Source organism: Terriglobia bacterium (assembly GCA_020073085.1).
Lineage (GTDB): Bacteria > Acidobacteriota > Terriglobia > JAIQFV01 > JAIQFV01 > JAIQFV01.
In genome coordinates, this window is the sequence record JAIQFV010000003.1 from 26,021 (window position 1) to 43,871 (window position 17,851).

The window sequence follows — 17,851 nt, forward strand, 5'->3', positions numbered from 1 at the left end:
AATCGAGTATCTTATAAGTTGTTGAATATAAATTAGTTATTTGATTGTTCGGATGGGAACTGCGAACAGGGGGGTGGTGGAAGGGAAAAATTCCCTTACCTTTGGGCCTGCAGGTCGGTACTTACCCAGTCTTAGGGCGGGGGGTGATCCTCACACTCGCGTTGTCTTGGAACTGCGTAGAAGCTCCAGGAATTCCAGCCGGGTTTGTCCGTCTTCACGGAACGCCCCCAGCATAGAACTGGTTGTGGCGACAGAGTTTTGCTTTTCAACTCCACGCATAATCATACAAAGATGTTGGGCCTCAATCACCACACCCACTCCAACCGGGCTAATCGCTTCGTTGATTGTCTCTGCGATTTGGCATGTCAGTCTTTCCTGGATTTGGAGTCGGCGGGCGAACATCTCTACCAGGCGCGCAATCTTACTGAGACCGATGACCTTCTCGTTGGGGATGTAGGCCACATGGCACTTGCCGAAGAAAGGAAGCAGGTGATGTTCACACATGCTGAAAAGGTCGATATCCCTCACCATGACCATTTCGTCATATTGAACGGAATAAAGGGCATTGTTCAGGACTCTTCGGGGATCGAGTTGGTAGCCTTGGGTTAAATAGGTGAGCGCCTTGGCCAGACGCCGGGGGGTTTCCACCAGCCCCTCGCGGTCCGGGTCCTCTCCGATGCGGATCAGAATCTCTCTGATCAATTCGTCCAAGGTCGCTTCCTGGAGGCCCCTCTCCGAAGGCGTAGTCGTCGTTTTATTAGACATCAGAATTTACCCTTTGGGAATGATGGCGATCCACCGAGGCTACTCCGTTCGCAGCCATCAGTGAAGTTCGGTCGCAAAAAAAAACCCGAGTTCAAACTCGGGCGTTCACAACTTCCCCCCCCTGTGCGGCATGCTTCATTCGAAAGGCGAAACCGAGACGAGGTGATCAAACTCGGGGATCTCATCTCTGAGTGTTTGTTCGATGCCGAATTGCAGCGTTAACATGGAGCTGGGGCATCCAATGCAATGTCCCACCAGTCGGATTGTAGCACAATTGTCAGCGACCTCGACCAACTCCACGTCACCTCCATGCGACCGGATAGCAGGGCGTAACTTTTCGAGAACGCTCTCCACTTGCTCTCGCGTCACCAAATCCGGCCCCTTTCAAGACCACCGATCCGTCTTTTCCCGAACGGGGAGTCCCAAAAAGGTGACCCGACTAAGCCGTCGTCCGAACGGGAACAGCAGCGGGTTTCGTCGAATTCCCGTGCCTCTTCCGATAGTCTTCAATCGCTGCTTTAATCGCATCCTCCGCCAGTACGGAGCAATGGATTTTAACCGGGGGCAATTTGAGCTCATTCACAATTTGCGTGTTCTTGATCGCATAGGCCTCATCAATGGTCTTGCCTTTGACCATTTCCGTGGCCAGACTGGAGCTCGCAATCGCGCTCCCGCACCCGAACGTCTTGAATTTGGCGTCTTCAATCACACCTTGATCATTGATCTTGAGTTGCAACTTCATTACATCCCCGCACGCGGGGGCACCCACAATGCCGGTGCCCACCCCGTCGTCGCCTTTCGCGAAACTCCCGACGTTGCGCGGGTTATTGTAATGATCAATCACCTTTGGATCGTACATGGTTGCTCCTTCTCGCGATAGTTATTTTACCGGGATCCGTCGAAGAATGCATCGGGTTTGTTTCTGAAACCTGGAACAGCGCTCTACCGCCTGCTCCCCTCCGTCCCCACGATCGGCCATTTCCATTTCCCGGCCGAGACCGCCCGAATCAACTGGCCGACCATTTGATGGAGTTCAGATCGATGCCTTCGAGGACCATTTCGTAGAGGGGTGAAAGTTCGCGCAAACGATTCACATGTTTGACGACCGCCTCAACCACAAAACTGACTTCCTCCTCGGTGTTGAATCGGCCGACACAAAAACGAATTGAGGTATGCGCCAGCTCGGGGCCCACACCGATCGCGGTCAGCACATAAGAGGGCTCGAGACTGGCCGAAGTACAGGCCGAACCGGACGAAACCGCCACATCCTTCAAACCCATCAGAAGAGATTCCCCCTCCACAAACTCGAAACTCAAATTCAGGCTCCCCGGGATGCGTTTTTCCGGATGCCCGTTGAGGTGGACGTAGTCCAACTTCGCCAACAAGCCTTCGCGCAACTTGTCGCGCAGGCTGGCGAGGCGCTTCATCTCCTCCGGCAGGTCCCGTTGTGCCAGTTCGCACGCTTCCCCGAATCCCACGATCCCGGGCACATTGAGAGTCCCGGAGCGTTTTCCTTTTTCGTGGCCGCCTCCATGGATCAGAGGCGTGAGTTTGATAAAAGGCTTCTTCTTGCGAACGTAAAGCGCTCCCACCCCCTTGGGGCCATAGAGCTTGTGACCCGAAATGGACATCAGGTCGACAAAGGTCGATTGCATATCGATCGGAATCTTGCTCGCGGCTTGAACCGCGTCACAGTGGAACAAGATGCCCTTCTCCCGCGCAATCTCCCCGATCTGGGGAATCGGCTGGATGGTTCCGATTTCGCTGTTGGCATACATGATCGATATCAAAATGGTCTGATCCGTGATCGCGGCCCGCACCGATTCGGGGTCCACCACTCCATACTTGTCCACGTCAAGGTAAGTCACCTCGAACCCTTCCTTCTGCAGGTACTTGCAGGAATCGAGGATCGCCTTGTGTTCCGTTTTTTGCGTAATGATATGATTGCCTTTGGACTTGTAACTCCAGGCCACCCCCTTCAGCGCGAGGTTGTCGGATTCGGTGGCGCCACTGGTGAAGATAATTTCATCAGGAGAGGAGGCGTTAATTAATTGAGCAATCTGTTCGCGCCCCTTCTCGACTGCGGCCTCAGCCACCCATCCGAAGGAATGAGTCCGGCTGGCTGCGTTTCCGAAGCTTTCAGTCAAGTACGGCATCATGGCGCTCAAGACGCGCGGATCCAAAGGGGTCGTTGCGTTATTGTCCATGTATATGGGTAGCTTTACCATAATTCCTCTCGTCCGTCAGTGGTGTTACCTAAGAAACCAATGCCTTAAACGTTGTTGGAATCTCGCCTTCATAAAAGATGCATTCCTGGCAATACTTCTCAAGAGGCTCGAACCGGCAGGTAGGGCAGCCCTCCAACACCTGGAGGGTGCTATGAAGTTCCTCCCTCATCTTGTTTAGAAAGGCGATCTTGAAATTAAGGGTCTTCTCCTGCTCTGTCAGGATCGTTTTGATCTTGCCAACAGCGTCTTTCTTGTTGGCAGCCTTTTCCTTGGCACAGAATATCTCCTCGATCTCCGACAGTTTCAGGCCATACTCTTTGAGGTTATTGATCGTGACAATCTTGTCGACACAGTCTCGAGAATACAGCCGGTTTCCCTTGGTACTGTGCTCAGTGGGGGTAAGGAGCCCGATTTCCTCATAGAAACGAAGAGTCCGTGGCGTTATACCCGTCATTCTCGCCAGTTTACCGATCCTCATCAAGTGATTTTGGCGTGTAGCCATACATGAGACCTTTTTTCTAAAGTTTACGATAACGTAAATAAAAATAGGTGTCAAGGGCTTTTTGAAACGAATAATGTCTGCTTCAAACGAATCTTTTGCCGACGGTTTACTGGGGTGTTGTTACAGCTGCTGGATACTGTTTAACATGTTGAAATATAATAGTATTATTTAACACATGGACTATCATAATAAAGCCTGGATTGAGATGCGAATCGAATGGAGAGGAGCATTTTTGAACGGATTCTTTTAAGGCAGAGGAGTTTTTTTGGTTTGACAAGATTTAACTTAAACGTTAATTTATCGGGTCGAGGGCCCTTATAAACATTAATCCGGACGAGGTCATCAAGCCATGATCACGCTCACTGAGGCAGCAGCCGAAAAGATTCAGCAAACGATACAGAAGAAGGGTCAGCCCGACGCCGGTCTTCGAGTCCGTGTGGTGGGCGGAGGTTGTTCAGGCTTACAGTACAACCTCGACCTTGAGACTCAAGAGCGGAAGGGCGACAAGACGTTCGAATCGAATGGAGTCAGGGTTTACGTTGACCTGAAGAGCCTCCTTTATCTGAAAGGGACGGAGATTGATTTTGTTGACGCCCTCCAAGGTGGAGGATTTAAGTTCAAGAACCCTAACTCCCACGGAAGCTGCAGTTGCGGGGAGTCGTTTCACTGATATTGGCCTGAGCGCTGATCAGGCGTGGACCTCTTCACGGCAGGAACCGAATAAGAACCCGGGAGACCGATTAGAATGGAATGGGATGACGTTGAGGAAATCGCCGAACAGTTGAGTCTGCAGCACCCGGAGATCAAGGATCCATTCTCAGTCCGGTTTGTTGATCTGCTTCAGTGGATTGTGAACCTGGATGGATTTGATGGGGAGAAGAATCCAAAGACCTCGATGGAGGGGAAATTGGAGAGCATTGTCCAGGCTTGGGCCGATTATCTCCATTGATTCGGGATCCCTCGGGCCTGAACTACTCTTGGCCTTTCGATAGCTTTGGAAGGGGGATCAGAGGAAAGGATTTATGCGAGTCGTTTGTATCAGCTGCGATTCCCGGGAGTCCGGACACTGGTGTAGTCAATGCGGCGCCATTCTTCCGACCCCGGAAAACGAGGATTATTTCTCAATTCTGGGGCTCCCTCAGAAGATCAATGTGGACGAAGCCGTTCTGAAGGAGAGGTTTTTTGATTTGAACCGCGCCTTTCACCCGGATCGTGCGGCAAAGTTGACCGATGAACGCATGCGTGAAATCGCCCTCCGCAAATCGGTGTTGATTAACAACGGTTTTAACACGTTGCGAGACCGGACGCGCCGGATCCACTACCTGGTCCGCCAGGAACTGGGGGAGCGTGAGGAAAAATCCGGCCACGTTCCCGTGGAGTTATTTGAGTTGGTGGAGGAAATCAATGACCTTATGGCAGAGGTCCACGAGGCGAAGCAGGCGAAAGAACGGGCTGAAAGGGGACCCGTCCCGGGCAATGGAGATCATTTGAACGGCCTCGTCTCGCGGTTACAAGCGCATCTTCAGGATTTGACGACCCGCCGGGAGGCCTTTGAGCAGGGATTGCGTTCCAAGGAACAGGAATGGGATGCGCTCTGCGACAGTACTCACAACTTTGAGAACCTGGATATCCTGGCAAGAGCTAAGCGGCGCCAGATTGTCTCTGCGCTGGCGGCCAAGATGGACGAGATTTCGTACGTGGATTCTCTGATCCGTCGAATCAAAGACACCCTCTATGAGTAATAATTTGATGACCAATAAGATCATCGGCATTGATCTCGGGACAACGAATTCAGTTGTGGCGGTCATGGAAGGGGGGAAGGTCACCGTCATCCCCGATGACGAGCAGCAGAAGTTGTGTCCTTCCATCGTCGGCTTTCAGGAAGGGGGAACGCCGCTGGTCGGCACTGCAGCCCGCAATCAGCTTGTTCTCAATCCCCGGAACACCATTTACTCGATCAAGCGTTTCATGGGCCGGCGACACAGTGAAGTCACGAAAGAAGAAAGTTCGCTTTCATACGAGATCTTTGGCAAGCCGGAAGAGATGGTAAAAGTTCGGTCGAGGGGGCGTGTCCTCACCCCGCCGGAAATCTCGGCCATGATACTTCGGAATTTGAAGGAGCGGGCGGGCCGGTACTTGGGGGCCGAGGTCGCTCAGGCCATCATCACGGTACCGGCCTATTTCAACGACAGCCAGCGTCAGGCCACCAAGGATGCAGGTGGATTGGCGGGCTTGGAAGTGGTGAGAATCATCAACGAACCGACGGCAGCGGCCCTCGCCTACGGTCTCGACAAGAAGCATGTTTCGAAGATTGCAGTATTTGATCTCGGCGGAGGGACCTTCGATATCTCCATCCTCGAGCTCTCGCAGGGGATTTTCCACGTCCTCGCCACCAATGGCGATACCCACCTGGGGGGCGACGATATCGACAAGCGTTTGGTGGAGTGGGTTTATTCGGAATTTGAGGGCGAGAACGGGTATGCGCTCAAGAGGGCCCCGGAAGTTTTTGAGCGTGTGCGGCAGGAAGTCGAGAAAGTGAAGTGTGAGCTTTCATTCAGCGCAGCCGTCGAGGTGAGCCTTCCCCTCCTCGATGCCCGCGACGGAAAGGTATCGAACTTCCATCGAATGCTGCGACGGGCCGACCTTGAAACCCTTAGCCGCGATATCGTGGAGCGGACGATTAATCCCTGTCGTCGTGCCATGGATGATGCGGGGCTGGATCCGGGCGAGCTTGATGAGGTCATTCTCGTGGGGGGGAGTACGCGCATGCCCCTGGTCCGGGACCGGGTGAAGGCCGTTTTTGAGAAGGAGCCCAATACCAGTGTTAATCCCGACGAGGTCGTGGCAATCGGTGCGGCCATCCAGGGCGCCGTGCTGTCGGGCGATGTCTCCGACGTCCTGTTGCTGGATGTCAATCCTCTATCCCTGGGAATCGAGACCTATGGCGGAGCGATGAGCAAGCTGATTTTCCGGAACTCGCCCATCCCTGCCACCGCAAATGAGGTGTTCACGACGGCGGTGGACAACCAGACCGCCATTGATGTGCACGTCCTTCAAGGGGAACGCGAGATGGCCGCAGATAATCGGACGCTGGCGCGCTTTGCGTTAAGCGGCATCAAACCGCAACCCGCCGGAGGCCCCCGAATTGAAGTCATCTTTGTGATCGACGTGAACGGGATTCTGAATGTCACGGCGAAGGATCAATCCACCGGGAAAGAGGAACACATCGAAGTCAAGCCGAGCTATGGTCTGACAGAAGAAGAAGTCGCCCGGCATGTGGATGAATCCGTGGAACACGCATTTGAGGACATGGACCGCCGCATGTGGGTGGACCACAAGCAGGAGGCTGAACGGGTGGTTGCCGCCACGATGAAGACAATGTCTCAGCACGGCGCAAAGCTCGAAGGCCCGATGCGGGAGAAGGTCCTGTTGCTGGTGGAGCGGACCCAAAAGGCTCTTGAAGGCGGGGACTGGCACGACTTGAAGGCTGCCTTGGATGCGCTCAACGAGGCCACCCTGCCACTCGCGGAATTGCTGGTGACAGAGGCGATCAAAGCCGAAGGTACTCTCGGCAGGCCGGGAACCCATTCCCCTTCATCGCATCACTAGTCCGGGAACACTGATGGACGCCATCCTACGATTCTTCCAAGCGCTCTGTTTGGTCCTGTGGCTGGGGGGAATGATTTTCTTTGGACTGGTTGTCGCCCCCTCGGCCTTCGCGGTTTTGCCGACGCGTCAACTGGCAGGAACGCTGGTGGGGACCACGCTCTTTAAACTCAACTACCTTTCCTGCATTCTTCTCGCGGTTTTCCTTCTCCTGACGCTGGTCGCTTCCGCCCTTGGAAGCCGGCCCCGGAAGGTCCGCCGGCACATCCTCGCCGCGGCGGCGGCCGTGGCGCTTGCCCTCTCGCTCTACGCGTGGGGTGGGGTTGATCGGCGAATGCACGCTCTGCGGACGAGGATGGATGCTGTCGAAACGTCCGTCGCCGAGGATCCGACCCGGGCGGAATTCGATCGCCTGCATCGCCGGTCAGTCGCCTTTTTTGGGGTGAATGTGGTTCTGGGATTGTTGATGCTGGGGTTGTGGACTCGCGAGATCGGTCGACCGCAATGACCGGGGATCAATCCCCCGGGACGGTTCAGTTCGGGATTTCTTCATGCTTCTTTCGCAATAGAAAATAAATCGCGAAGATCCCGACGAGGGTCAGAACCATTGACAACGCCAACCAGGGGTAGTGTTCCCTCATCCAGTGCATCCCCTGCTCCCCCATTTTCATGGCAAGGTACCCTTCCAAATAGTAGCGGAAGCTCCGGCCGAACAATACTGCCGTAATAAACTTCCATGGCTTGATCTCGAAGACGCCCGCGGAGAGGACAAACACTTTAAAGGGGGTGGGGGGAGGAAGGATGGACGGGATCACTACCGCCAGTATCCCGTAACGATCAAACCATCGCCGCACCCGGGCCACTTTGACAGGATCGAACTTCTTGTGAAGGAGGGCATGGCCCCCCCGCCGCCCGACCCAGTACAGTGCGGTACATCCCAAAACTGATCCGATCACCGTCATGGATGCCAGGTACAACATGCGCTCCGGGTTGTGGAAGGAATTGGTCATAATAATGACGTCGTTCACTTCCGGAAAAGACAGAAACGAGGAGTCAAAAAAGGCGATGATCAGCAGCCCCGGCCCGCCGAAGGTCGCGGCGATAGATTTCAGAAAAGCAGTGATCTTCCCCATGATCGATTGCATGCGATTGATTTCTTCGTTGGAACTTCAGCGAGGCGCCTTTGGGTCGGACGGGCAACTGCGAGTGTGCCGATGGGCCGGACTCAAGAGACCGCCCATGATAACGAAGCGGGAATACCTTGTCAAAAAGTTGTTTACGGAAAAAGGGAAAATGCCTCCGCCGAGGTCCTGGTCGAACAGAGAGACCCCTTCCCGCTCCACGACGACCCCCTCTTTGCTTCTTGAGTCCGTCAGGGTCTTTCGCTAGAATCCCTGCCCGGACGACTGCGAGGAATCCATGCCCCCGAAGCCTGATATCCAGGAGCAGATCGAAGACCTGCGAGACCTCATCCGCCATCACGAACACCTCTACTTTGTCCTCGACAATCCGGAGATCTCCGACAGGGAGTTCGACAAGCTCATGCATCGGCTGCGGGAGCTGGAGATGGAACACCCGGAGTTTGCTTCGCCGGACTCGCCGACCCTGCGAGTCGGGGGGCAGCCCGCCGAAGAATTTCCCAAGGTGCGCCATGCCGCAGCCATGATGAGTTTGGACAATACCTACTCGGTGGATGAACTCAGGGATTTCGATCGCCGTGTCCGCGAATTGTCCGACCGGGAAAAGATTGAATACGTCGTCGAGTTGAAGCTGGACGGCCTTTCCATGTCGCTGACCTATGAAAATGGCGTCCTGCTTCACGGGGTCACGCGGGGCGACGGCATGGTCGGGGAGGACGTCACGGGAAATGTCAAAACCATCCGATCGGTCCCGCTGCGCGTTGATCCGAAGAAGCTGAAGGCGATTGGCAGCCCCTCACGGTTCGAAGTGCGCGGGGAGGTGTTAATGGGCCGCAAGGCGTTTGAGATTGTCAATGCGCAGCGCGAGGCGGCTGGGGAAGCGCGGTTCGCAAACCCGCGCAACTCTGCAGCAGGCACGATGCGCCAACTGGATCCCCGCATCGTCGCCGAACGTCAGCTCGATATGTTTCTCTACTACCTGCAGGTCAAGGGGGTTGAACCCCTGCCGGAGCACGCGAAGATGCTCGAAGTGCTTGCCGAGATCGGTTTCAAGGTGAACCCCCACTGGAAATTGTGCAAGTCCATAGAGGCAGTCCTCGGCTACATCGGGGAGTGGGAAACGAGGCGTGAAGACCTGGACTATGAGATCGATGGCATCGTGATCAAAGTGAATGACACCCGTTTGTGGCAGGAACTCGGGGCGACGGCGAAGTCGCCACGCTGGGCCGTGGCTTACAAGTACCCCGCGCGGCAGGCGACCACAAAGGTTTTGGGGATCCGGGCCCAGGTCGGGCGGACCGGCACACTGACCCCCGTGGCCGACCTTGATCCCGTAGATGTGGGCGGGGTCACGGTGAGTCATGCGACGCTCCATAACATGGATGAGATCGCGCGGCTGAAAGTGAAAGTCGGCGACTCCGTTTTGATTCAGCGCGCGGGAGAGGTCATTCCCCAGGTGGTTAAGGTGGTGAAACAGGCTCCCGACGGGCGGGCGTTCCGGATGCCTCGGAAGTGCCCGGTTTGTGGCTCCGAGGTTCAACATCCCGAAGGGGAGGTGGCTTACCGGTGCGTGAATGCTGCTTGTCCGGCTCAATTGAAAGAATCCCTTCTGCATTATGCGGGCCGCCGCGCCATGAACATCGACGGGTTGGGCGAGGCCTTGGTGGATCAACTGGTCGATAAAGGACTGGTCCATGATTCCGCCGACCTGTACAGTTTGACCCTGGAGACGCTGGCGAACCTGGAACGCATGGGGAAAAAGTCGGCGTTGAACCTCTTGGGGGAGATCGAGAATAGCAGGAAGGCGGAGCTAAGCCGCCTGATTTTCGCCATCGGGATACGGTTCGTCGGGGAGCGCACGGCACAATTCCTGGCCGACCACTTTGGATCCCTCGAAAAGATCTCCAAAGCGAGCGCGGAGGAGCTTCATCAGGTCGAGGAAGTGGGCCCCAGGGTTGGCGAAGCAATCCTCGAATTTTTCCATGAACCTCGGAATTTAGAACTGTTAAAGAAACTGCGCGAAGCCGGCCTCCAGTTTGAGCAAAAGAAGGCTCGCAAGGCGGAAGGAAGATTCTCCGGTAAACAGTTCGTCCTGACAGGGACCCTGGCGCACTACTCACGCGATGAAGCTACCCGGATGATTGAAGAGGCAGGAGGACGCGTGACGGGATCCGTCAGTAAGAACACGAATTACGTTGTCGCCGGCGACGAGCCGGGCTCCAAGCTCCAGAGAGCCCGAGCCCTGGGGGTGCCTGTGCTCAGCGAGGACGATCTCTCGAAAATGTTGGGTGAGTCGAGGTGAAACGCGGTGGCGATGGTACTCACTTTCCGGATGAAAGGACCTCCTTCCTTAACCCATCCTTGCCTGAGCCGTATCTAAGCGGTCCTAGACGGTCTAGGTCTGGAAAGATTCAACGATGCGAACAGCCTTGATTCTCAGCGGTGGAGGGGCCAAGTCAGCCTACGAGGCAGGCGTCCTGAAAGCCCTTGAGGATAACAATGTGCGTGTGGATCTGGTCATCGGAACGTCTGCCGGGGCGTTGAATGCCGTCTTCTATGCCGTGGGCGAGACCGAACGGCTCTATAACGGGCAAGGGACCGGACTCTGGCAACGCATCAGCAAGAAGGCCATCCTCCGCGACGGGCTTCTCTCCACTTTTTATTCTCGAGTCGTGAGCTGGAAGCTTGCCTGGCTGGGCATCGCGGTCTCTCTCTTGAACCTGGTTTTCTTTGCGTTGGGGTTCTCCGTGGTCTTTCTTACCGGGTATTATGTCAGCGTCAAGAATCAAGGGATTTCGAAGGCGATGGGAAGGTTGGGAAGTAACCTCCTGGCGGGGATCTTCTATGGATCCGTGTTGCTCGCCGTGATGATGGTCCTCGAATACCTTTTCGTTGGCAGGGTCGCCCTCACGGTTTACCACTGGTTGAAGATCAAGTTGGGGATCGTCCCCGTCAATGACGAATCTCTGAACAATCTTCGAGTCACCGCCCGACATATCCCGCGGCTTACCAAGAAGATTTTGACTCGCTGGCTGAAGCTGCCGTGGGATGTGCTGGACTCCGACCGGCTTGTGGAGAGCATCCATCAAGTGGACGCGCCGGCGTATTTTTCTGCGCGCCCGCTCGAGGAAATGTTGCGCGGAGAGATCCACAGGGTCCTGTCAGACCAGAACCTGACCGCCTCGCAGACAAACTCTACAGAAATTGGACTCACCTTCACCACGTGGCTGCATTCCAAAGTGGAAGGGAACGATCCGCGGTTTCGGGAATTGATGATCACAGCAACCGATCTGAACGCCAAGACGGAGTGTCTTTTCCTGGCGCTCCGCGACCAATATCGCGAACAACTCGTGACCCAACGGCTGAGAAGATACGACCTCAACAAGGGCGACCTTTTTGTCCATTCCCAGGGGATCGATCACTGCGGTCCAGATTACATCGACTTGCTGTACGAGGAGAATGGTTGCTTGCTCCTCGATGCGTTGTTAGCTTCGACTTCCATCATTGGGGTCTTTCCGGCCCGAAAAATCAAGATGCCCGCCAAAGGATACTGGCGTTCCCTCGAGCCCCCTCATACCTTTGTGGATGGTGGATTTGGCAATAATACCCCCATTCGTGACGCCATCGAAGCCGGCGCGACGCACCTCATCGTAGTCCAGGTGGAACCGAAGAACGTGGTCGAACCGCTCAATAATCCGGAGGAACTCAATGCCACCTTGCCTTGCCTGATGAGGACGGTGGAGACGGTTCTCGATACAACCGTGGATGATGACTACCGGTACTATGAACTTTGGAACAAGTATGTCCCCAGGGACCAGCGCATCAAGATGTCCATCGTGCAGCCCCGGTCTTCATTGTGTATTGCGACCCTGGACTTCGATGGCGGGATTTCGGCCAACGGCAACAAAGTACCTCTCAGCGCCGCCTGTGCACGTGGCTATTCGGATGCCCTGAAGCAGTTTATCTATACCGACTGGCCCCAATGGAAGGAAGAGTCTCAAAACGAATCTTCCAAACAGGTAATTTGACAAGATCCCGAACAGGCCCCAGTGCATCCGGTCGAGCCGCGTTGATTCTGATGGCACTCTCCGTCCAGTTCCCTTATAATTTGATTTGGCAGGCCGAGACGATCGCCGCGGTCCCGCAAGACGGGACCGGGGAGGAAAGTCCGAACTCCACAGGGCAATGTGCCACGTAACGCGTGGGCGCCTCTGGATTCCCTTGGTTTCTTTACGGGGATCCCAGAAGGAATCGGGGGAACCGGGGGCGACGGAAAGTGCCACAGAAAACATACCGCTCCGGATTCTTGGAGTAAGGGTGAAAAGGTGCGGTAAGAGCGCACCGCTCCTCCGGTAACGGGGGAGGCAGGGCAAACCCCACATGGAGCAAGACCAAATAGGCCTCACCTTCGGCTCCGGCCGAAAAGAATGGCCCGTTCAGATTTCCGCTGCGGCGGAAGGGTGGGGCGGGTAGGTCGCTTGACCCCGACAGTGATGCCGGGGCTAGAGGAATGATCGTCACTTTGAATGGTTCCGGGGATTCTGTCCGGTCACCTTCAGAGAACAGGATTCGGCTTATCGGCCTGCCAATTTGTTCCCCTGCGGATAAAGCCCCTCCTTCAGAATCGGCTCAAAACAATTCTCATTTTCTCAGGCAAGGTCCATTCTATTTCGGATTGTAGATTTCGGATTGCCGATTTGATGCCCGGGGCTGCTGACTTTTTGCTGGCGAGTATTCCTTTACCTCCGAGGCAGGGGCAAGACACACAAAGAACCTAAGTCAGGCTGATTCTCCCTCCGTTTAAACACGACCGCCCGGATCCATACGCATGGGATAGCAAACTTCCTCTTGATTTAGCCGTTCAAGTCTGTATAATTGCGTCATCTTTTCAATCGACGAACCAAAGTTCTTCCCCGGTTCGGCGAACTGTGATGTAGGTTATTGAGGGCTATCCAAATCGTTCTGAGTTGTCCAGGGCCAAGTCAAAAGGCAGTCCGAGTTAAGAAAAAATAAAAGCCAGCAGGTATTCATAACGGATGAAAAAACGTATTGTACTTGCACTGTGCGTTTCCTTCTTCGCCCCTCTGCTTGCGGCTGGACAATCGCCGGGTCCTGTCATGGTTGCCGTCGTTCTAGCCAGAAATCCCCAGGTGGACACGTCCCAGGCCACGAAGGCCGAGAAGAACCCGCTCTTGTTCCGGGTGGTACAGGAGGGGGATACGCTCTTCAGTATTTCTCAGGCGAACAACATCAGTGTTCAAGCGCTGAGGCGCATTAATCACCTTCAAAGCAACCGCCTGAGACTCGGGCAGCGCCTCTTGATCGCTTCGCCGGGAAACACTGCAAATTGGAACGAGGCGAAATCGAAACGAGAGCCGAAAGAGAGGAGAAGCGCTCAAGAGCTTTTGGCGGGCGTGCGTGACGCGGCGACCACGAGGGAATTAGATCCGGGCAATTCTCCGGAAATAGCCCTTCGCTCCTCCGAGGCTTTAATGAATGATCCGCCCTCGGGAGACGTGGCAGAGGCGGAACTTTCGGTTCCCAACCAACTGGTCCAAGCCGGCCTGGACTTTCTCGGTGTTCCATATCGGTGGCGGGGAATGTCGGAGCGCCGCGGCGTTGATTGCTCCGGCCTCGTAAAGACCCTGTTTGATAGGTTTCAAATCGAACTGCCTCATTCGGCTCGGGAGCAATACAAACTGGGCGAAAAGGTGGCGAGGGCCGAGTTGGCCGTAGGGGACTTGGTTTTCTTCTCGACGCGGGGCAGGATTCCCACACATGTGGGCATCTATATTGGTGACAACCGGTTCATTCACGCGGCGCGGAAGGCGGGGCAGGTCATCATCAGCAATCTCAGCCAGAGTTGGTATCAGCGGAATTTTGTGGGCGCCCGGCGGATTGCGGGCCTTTGGAGAGATGAACAAAAGCCGCCCGAGGCCAAGGGAAACTGATTCTGGGGCCTTCGGGTGGAATAATGCAAGGCCGAGCTGAGGAGCTCGGCCTTTTTGGTTCAGAGTGAGATTTCACCTGTGCTTTTCCTAAAGAGCACCGCGCTGCAGCGCTCGTTTTCTCCCCGAGCTTACTCCAACGGTGACATCCCTCAAGAACCTACATCCTTTCCGGAACTTCAATGCCAAGCAAATCGAGTGATCTTTCCAGAGTGCGCATGACAATGTCGACAACCATCAAGAGAAATTCCTTACGCTCGGCGTCGGGCTCGGGAAGGATACGGTGTTTGTGGTAGAAATTATTGAAATTTTGAGCCAGCGTGAAAGCGTACTTTGCCACTCCTGCGGGCTCATGCGTGGCGACGGCCTGCCGGGAAAGCGTCCTCAATTGCGATGCCAACAACAGCAGGCTCCACAGTTCATCGTTCGCGGCTCCTTCCAGGAATCTTCCGGAGGGGCGGCTGCGCATCCGGACGCGAAGGTCCTCAAGAGAAAAATCAGGTTTCTCTTCGGCATACTTTCGAAAGATATTCCTGGAGCGAACGACGGCGTATTGAATGTAGGGTCCCGTTTCACCTTCGAAGCTGAGCGCTTCGTCAAAATCGAACGCGATGACGGAGTGCAGGGTGTACTTCAAGAGGAAGTACCTCAATCCCCCGATGGCAATTTGTTTCGCGATCATCTCCTGTTCCAGCGGGGGGAGGGCGGGATGGCGCTTTTCCACCTCCAGGAGCGCCTTGGCAATCATCTGGTCAATCAACTGGTCGGCTTTGACGCCGAGCCCCTTCCGCCCCGAAACTTCGACATAAGGCCGCTTGCGGTCCTCTTCGGAAAGCTCAATCCCCAGATCCGCACAGCAATGGGGTGACAGCGCCACCATCTCGTAATCGAAGTGGATGGAATGATCCGCCGCCTCGTGGAAGCCGAGAGCACGCAGCCCGAGCGCCACGATGTTCTGGAGGTACGCCTGGCGCACGTCGATGACGTTGTAGACTTCGCCCCCGCCACCAAAGTGCGGCGGGCAGTCGCGGTCCGGGGCCGGCTGAGACGACGACATCCAGAGGACATGACCATCCTCATAGGTATGAAATTTCCGATAGTAGAAATCCTTCCCCAGCAATCCAAACTTCCAGAGCTGGTAGGCGATGTCCTTCCCCACGTAGGTGACGGTTCCATTGGACCGGACGATGACTTTGTCTTCATCGTGGAATTCCTCAGTCGTCGAACCGGCGTTGTCCTTTTCGGCTGACTCAGCGCCCTTCATGACCCAGCAGCCGCGGTTTTTCCCCTCGTTCTCGAAAACAATGGCGCCGCTTTCTTTCAGAAGATTGAATGCCTTCTCCCAGAATTTCAAATGGAGGATGTCGCTCTCTCGCGGCATGAGATCATACTGGATGTTCACGCGCTTCATTGTGGCGATGTGGGCGCGAACAATCGCAGTCGCGACGAGATCGGCGAGCTCAGACGTCGGATTCCCGCCTTGTTCGATGTTGTGAAGAGCTTCGGCACGAAGGGAAAGCCGGGAGGGATCTTCCTCATAAAAGTGTGAGACCCGGGCGTAAAGGTCCCAACAGTAGAAGTCGAACTTTAACCGGGGATCATCGATCAGCAACGCGACCTGGTCTTTGGAAAGGTTCTGGATGTGTTCAAACCCCACAACGACATCCGCCACCTGAACGCCCGTATTGTCGATATAATTCTGAACCTCGACGGTCCGGCCCAGGAACCGGAGCAGCCGGACGAAGCTGTCACCCAGGGCGGCATTTCGAAGATGACCGATGTGCGCCGACTTATTCGGATTAATATTGGTGTGTTCGACAATTACCTTGTGCGGAAGAGCGGCATGGGATTCCAGCTGATCCAGTCTAGCATCGATGAGAAGAGTGAAGAAGTCGCTTCGCTGCAAGTAAAGATTGATGTATCCGCCTCCGGCAACGACAATTTTTTCGATGCCGTCAAGCGGGCCAATTTTTTCGGCGAGCTGTTGAGCGATGACTCGTGGGGCCTTTTTGAGGCGCTTGGCGAGATCGAAGGCGACAGGTAGGGCCAGCTCGCCGAACTCGACTTGCGGGGGAATTTCGAGCTTTAACTCGAGGCGCTCAATTCCGTACTCCGATTTAAGAAATTCCGCCACTCGCTCGCGAACTCTTTGCTGGATGGTATGGTACATCGGCTCTCCCCAAGGGCGCCGCATTATAGCCCAGCCCCCCGACCCCCGCAATTCGATTCCTGCGCGGCGAATGCGCGGTGAATTGACATTGCCTGATATTGCTTCTATCATTGCGGGTTTTAGATTGATCACGTGGAAAGATAGAGTGGCGCCGAGGACAAACGCGGGGCCTGCCCGGAGGGGCCCGGTTGAGGTTGAAGATGAGCGTAGCGTATTTCGATTGTTTTGCAGGGATTAGCGGCGACATGACGATTGGCGCCCTGCTCGGAGCAGGTGTGAGCTTTCCGGACCTCAAAGCAGAACTTTCGAAGTTGAAGCTCAAGGGCTATGAACTTCACCAATCCCGGGTGTTGCGGAGTGGGATCTCGGCAATTAAGTTTGATGTGCTGCTTACCGGACCGGAACGTCCTTCGCCTGAGGGAAGTCCAGGGCCGGCCGGACGCGCTCCCTCGAAGGGGAAGCAGGTGGGAGGGAGACCGCACCACGAGCACATTCCGGGTGAGCACAAGCACCGCTCCCTCGACAATATTCTGGAGATAATTGAGACCGCGAAATTGAGTTCCGGCGCGAAGGCGCTTTCTCAACAAATTTTCCGGCGCCTTGGTGAGGCCGAAGCCAAAGTACACGGTATCCCCCTCCAACAGGTGCACTTTCACGAGGTGGGAGCCGTCGATTCCATAGTCGATATTGTAGGCAGCGCTGTTTGCTTTGATTGGCTCGGTTTCGAGCGGATTATCTGTTCGCCGATTAATGTCGGGTCGGGATTTGTCGATTGCGAACACGGAAAGTTGCCTGTGCCGGGTCCGGCAGCGGCCGAACTCCTCAAGGACATTCCCATTTACTCGGAGGGGCCCGAGGTGGAACTCACTACCCCCACCGGGGCGGCCATTATCTCTACAATGGCTTCCGAGTTTCGAAGAATGAAAGAGTTTCAATCGACCTCCGTGGGGTATGGTGCCGGCTCTCGCGACGTCAAGGGATTTCCGAATCTGTTGCGTGTCTATGTGGGGAAAGAAGGAAGCGGGCCGGAGGGGGTCTTTGAGAGTGATCTGGAAATTGTAAATATCATCGAAGCAAACATTGACGATATGAACCCCCAGATTTACGGTTATTTTGTTGAAAAAGCCCTGGCCGCGGGGGCGCTCGATGTGTACATCACCGCGGTCCAGATGAAGAAGAGCCGGCCCGGTCAATGCCTCTCAGTGATTTGCGATCCATCCAAACTCGATGTCCTCACCCGCCTGGTTTTTGCCGAGACAACCACCATTGGATTGCGCATCCAGGAGGCCTCCCGACGGGTTTTGAATCGAACGCTGGAGACCATTGAAACCCGGTTTGGTCCAGTGAGGATTAAGGTGGCGCGACTCGATGGGTCTGTCCTCAATGCCATGCCTGAATTTGCCGATTGCCAGCGGCTGGCCGAAGAAAATGCCACCCCCTTGAAGGAGGTTTTGGCAGAGGCGAACGCAAAGATCCGAACGCTGAAGTTATAG

Annotated in this window: 16 protein-coding genes and 1 other RNA gene; 10 read left to right on the plus strand and 7 right to left on the minus strand. The window is 55.2% G+C overall.

Annotated features, from left to right (window positions below; all coding sequences use genetic code 11):
- Positions 1-150: 150 nt before the first annotated feature.
- The 5 genes from folE to LAO21_04420 form a co-directional block, all read right to left on the minus strand.
- On the minus strand, positions 151-765 hold the full coding sequence (gene folE, locus LAO21_04400) for a GTP cyclohydrolase I FolE (protein MBZ5551940.1): 615 nt from the start codon (positions 763-765) through the stop codon (positions 151-153).
- A 135-nt stretch (positions 766-900) separates the two neighbouring features.
- Positions 901-1,137: a NifU family protein gene (locus LAO21_04405; GenBank protein MBZ5551941.1), complete on the minus strand. Its 237-nt coding sequence runs from the start codon at positions 1,135-1,137 to the stop codon at positions 901-903.
- Between the two features lie 67 nt (positions 1,138-1,204).
- Positions 1,205-1,624, minus strand: a complete 420-nt coding sequence (gene iscU, locus LAO21_04410) for a Fe-S cluster assembly scaffold IscU (GenBank protein ID MBZ5551942.1) — start codon at positions 1,622-1,624, stop codon at positions 1,205-1,207.
- Between the two features lie 148 nt (positions 1,625-1,772).
- On the minus strand, positions 1,773-2,993 hold the full coding sequence (locus tag LAO21_04415) for an IscS subfamily cysteine desulfurase (protein MBZ5551943.1): 1,221 nt from the start codon (positions 2,991-2,993) through the stop codon (positions 1,773-1,775).
- 28 nt (positions 2,994-3,021) lie between these two features.
- A complete protein-coding gene (locus LAO21_04420) occupies positions 3,022-3,471 on the minus strand; it encodes a MerR family transcriptional regulator (GenBank protein ID MBZ5551944.1) in 450 nt (149 codons plus the stop codon).
- A 373-nt stretch (positions 3,472-3,844) separates the two neighbouring features.
- Here LAO21_04420 and LAO21_04425 point away from each other — a divergent pair, with 373 nt between their 5' ends.
- The 5 genes from LAO21_04425 (at position 3,845) to LAO21_04445 (ending at position 7,609) form a co-directional block, all read left to right on the plus strand.
- Entirely contained in the window at positions 3,845-4,165 is a 321-nt protein-coding gene (locus LAO21_04425; protein ID MBZ5551945.1) for an iron-sulfur cluster assembly accessory protein, read from the plus strand.
- A gap of 75 nt (positions 4,166-4,240) precedes the next feature.
- On the plus strand, positions 4,241-4,444 hold the full coding sequence (gene iscX, locus LAO21_04430; protein MBZ5551946.1) for a Fe-S cluster assembly protein IscX: 204 nt from the start codon (positions 4,241-4,243) through the stop codon (positions 4,442-4,444).
- A gap of 73 nt (positions 4,445-4,517) precedes the next feature.
- Positions 4,518-5,237: a hypothetical protein gene (locus tag LAO21_04435; protein ID MBZ5551947.1), complete on the plus strand. Its 720-nt coding sequence runs from the start codon at positions 4,518-4,520 to the stop codon at positions 5,235-5,237.
- A gap of 7 nt (positions 5,238-5,244) precedes the next feature.
- A complete protein-coding gene (gene dnaK, locus LAO21_04440; protein ID MBZ5551948.1) occupies positions 5,245-7,104 on the plus strand; it encodes a molecular chaperone DnaK in 1,860 nt (619 codons plus the stop codon).
- A 13-nt stretch (positions 7,105-7,117) separates the two neighbouring features.
- On the plus strand, positions 7,118-7,609 hold the full coding sequence (locus LAO21_04445) for a DUF4149 domain-containing protein (GenBank protein MBZ5551949.1): 492 nt from the start codon (positions 7,118-7,120) through the stop codon (positions 7,607-7,609).
- A 25-nt stretch (positions 7,610-7,634) separates the two neighbouring features.
- On the opposite strand, the gene LAO21_04450 is transcribed toward LAO21_04445, so the two are convergent.
- Positions 7,635-8,246, minus strand: coding sequence for a VTT domain-containing protein (locus LAO21_04450; GenBank protein MBZ5551950.1), 612 nt, complete (start codon positions 8,244-8,246; stop codon positions 7,635-7,637).
- A gap of 274 nt (positions 8,247-8,520) precedes the next feature.
- On the opposite strand from LAO21_04450, the gene ligA reads away from it, so the two are divergent.
- From ligA to LAO21_04470, 4 genes are all read left to right on the plus strand, one after another.
- Positions 8,521-10,542 (plus strand): NAD-dependent DNA ligase LigA, encoded by a 2,022-nt coding sequence (gene ligA, locus LAO21_04455; protein ID MBZ5551951.1) that lies wholly within the window; start codon positions 8,521-8,523, stop codon positions 10,540-10,542.
- A 115-nt stretch (positions 10,543-10,657) separates the two neighbouring features.
- Positions 10,658-12,268, plus strand: a complete 1,611-nt coding sequence (locus LAO21_04460; GenBank protein MBZ5551952.1) for a patatin-like phospholipase family protein — start codon at positions 10,658-10,660, stop codon at positions 12,266-12,268.
- Positions 12,269-12,353: 85 nt separating this feature from the next.
- Positions 12,354-12,833, plus strand: an RNA gene (gene rnpB / locus LAO21_04465) — RNase P RNA component class A.
- A gap of 443 nt (positions 12,834-13,276) precedes the next feature.
- Positions 13,277-14,191: a C40 family peptidase gene (locus LAO21_04470; GenBank protein ID MBZ5551953.1), complete on the plus strand. Its 915-nt coding sequence runs from the start codon at positions 13,277-13,279 to the stop codon at positions 14,189-14,191.
- A gap of 157 nt (positions 14,192-14,348) precedes the next feature.
- Here the strand turns inward: LAO21_04470 and LAO21_04475 are convergent, their stop codons facing one another.
- Positions 14,349-16,358: an arginine--tRNA ligase gene (locus tag LAO21_04475; protein MBZ5551954.1), complete on the minus strand. Its 2,010-nt coding sequence runs from the start codon at positions 16,356-16,358 to the stop codon at positions 14,349-14,351.
- Positions 16,359-16,558: 200 nt separating this feature from the next.
- On the opposite strand from LAO21_04475, the gene larC reads away from it, so the two are divergent.
- Positions 16,559-17,851 carry a nickel pincer cofactor biosynthesis protein LarC gene (gene larC, locus LAO21_04480; protein MBZ5551955.1) on the plus strand — a complete coding sequence of 431 codons (1,293 nt, stop codon included), beginning with the start codon at positions 16,559-16,561 and terminating at the stop codon, positions 17,849-17,851.